1 protein-coding gene is annotated in these 2,122 nt (G+C 64.7%); it reads right to left on the bottom strand.

Translation table 11 applies throughout. The features are described 5' to 3' along the window. Positions 1-2,122, bottom strand: a 2,122-nt coding sequence (locus tag GCN75_RS28690) for a beta strand repeat-containing protein (RefSeq protein ID WP_193317704.1), incomplete at both ends; no start/stop codon positions are given.

The raw sequence follows: 2,122 nt of genomic DNA on the forward strand, positions 1-2,122 counted from the left end.
TTGCCGTCGATATTCGTCAGGTCGCCCGCCTGCAGGCGCAGATTTGCGCTGTTGACGGCGATGCGCCCGCCCGTATTGTCCAGCGCGCCCGTCTCGATGACGGTGTCGCCCGTGCCCGTCTGTATCAAGGTGCCCTTGGCGTTGTCCAGGTTGGCCACGCGCAGGGACAGTTGCCCCGCGCTCAGGCTGCCGCCCTGGTTGACCAGTGCCTGGCCATTGGCGGCACTAGCCGTGATGCTCAATAGGCCATTGGTCGACACGATGGCCTTGCTGGTCGTCACATTGCCCGCCAGGGCAGTCAAGCCGATATGCGCCGCACTGCTCTGGCTGCCGCCCACGTCGACCGACGCGCCCGTCATCTGCAGCTGGCCGGCCGCCATGTTCTGGCCGCCAGCCTGCAAGACGCCACGGGCCGTCACGGTCAGGTCACCGGCCGAGGCAAAGCTGCCATCGGCACGCATGCCGGCCGCCAACAGGCCGTTGCCGCTCAGACTGCCCGCCGTGATCGCCGTATTGCCCTGGGCAGCCAGCGAACCCGTATTGCTCAGTACACCGCCGATCTCCAGGCTCTGGTTGCGTCCCGCATACAGCACGCCCGCGTTGAGCACGTCGCCGCTGACCTTGGCGATGATATCGCTGCCCGCGCTGAGCGTGCCTTGCGCATTGCGCACGCTGGCCGCATCCAGGCGCAAGGCGCCAGTGCCTGCCTGCAGCAAGCCGCGCGTATTGTCGATGGCGCCACCCAGGTGCAGATCGGTTGCCGCCGCGATCACGCCATCGGTATTGACGAGTGCGCCGGTACTGACGATATCAGCGGACGTGGCCGAAGTGATCTTGCCTTTGGTGTTGTCCAGGCTGCCGGTCTGCACCGACAAGGTGCCGTTGCCAGCGATTTCGCCACTCGTATTGTCCAGCAAACCCGTGACGGCGACATGCATATTACCGGTACCCGTCTGCAGCAGATGGCCGCCCCGGTTGCTCAGGCTGTCGGCCTGCACGCTCAGGGAGCGTCCCGTGGTGGTCGCGTTGGCGTGGTCAAGCAGGCCGGCCTTCAGATCGACGGCGCCATTGCCGATGATGCTGCCGCCGGCGCCCTGCAAGGTGGCTGCCGTGATGGCCAGGGTGCCGGCACCCGCATGTTCGATCTTGCCGCCCGCATTCGTCAAGCTGGCCGCGCCCAGAGTGAGATTGGCGCTATTGACGGCGATGCGCCCGGCACTGTTGTCGAGATTGCCCGTCTGGATGACGGTATCGCCCGTGCCCGTCTGGATCAATATGCCCTTGGTATTGTCCAGGTTACCCACGTGGAAATCGAGCTGGCCTGCCTGCACCGTGCCTTCCGTGTTGTGCAAAGTGGCATTGCTCGTGATGTTGAGCGTGCCTGGCGTCGTGACGACCGCCTTGTTCGTGCTGACGTCACCCGTTGTTGCCGTCAGGCCGATGTTCGCGGCGCTGGTCTGGCTGCCGCCGATATCGAGCGTACCGCCAGTCAGGTTGGCATTGCCTGCCGCCAGGTTTTGGCCGTGCGCAGCCAGCGTTTGTGTAGTGCTGATCGTCAGGTCGCCGGCCGTGCCCAGCTTGCCATCGGCCTGCATGCCCGCACCGAGCAAGCTGCTTGCGCTGCTGTCGAGGATCTTTGCCGTGATACTGGTGTTGCCCTGTGCCGCGATGACGCCCGTGTTCGTGATGGCGCCTGTTGCGGTCAGGGATTGATTGCCTGCCGCATATAGGCTGCCCGTATTGCTCAAGGTATCGAGCGTGGTCCTCAGGTTGGCGCCGGCAAACACATTGCCGGCGGTATTGTTCAAGTTCGCCACGTTCAGGGTGGCGTTGCCGGCCACGGCCTGCAATTGGCCCTTGGTATTGTCGATGTCGCCACCGCTCAATGCCAGATTGCGGCCTGCCGCCACCGTACCTTCCGTATTATCCAGGCTGCCCACGTTCAATGTGGCATCCTGCGCCGCCACGATGCGGCCCGTGTTGTTCAGCAAGGTGGAGGCCTTCACCAGCGCATCGCCATTGCCCTCGATCTTGCCGCCCGTGTTGTCCAGCTGGCCGGTAGCGTTCACCGTCATCAGGCCGGTACCCGTCTGCGCCAGGCTGCCGGCACGGTTGTCCAGGC

The organism is Janthinobacterium violaceinigrum (genome assembly GCF_009208555.1).
GTDB lineage: Bacteria > Pseudomonadota > Gammaproteobacteria > Burkholderiales > Burkholderiaceae_D > Janthinobacterium > Janthinobacterium violaceinigrum.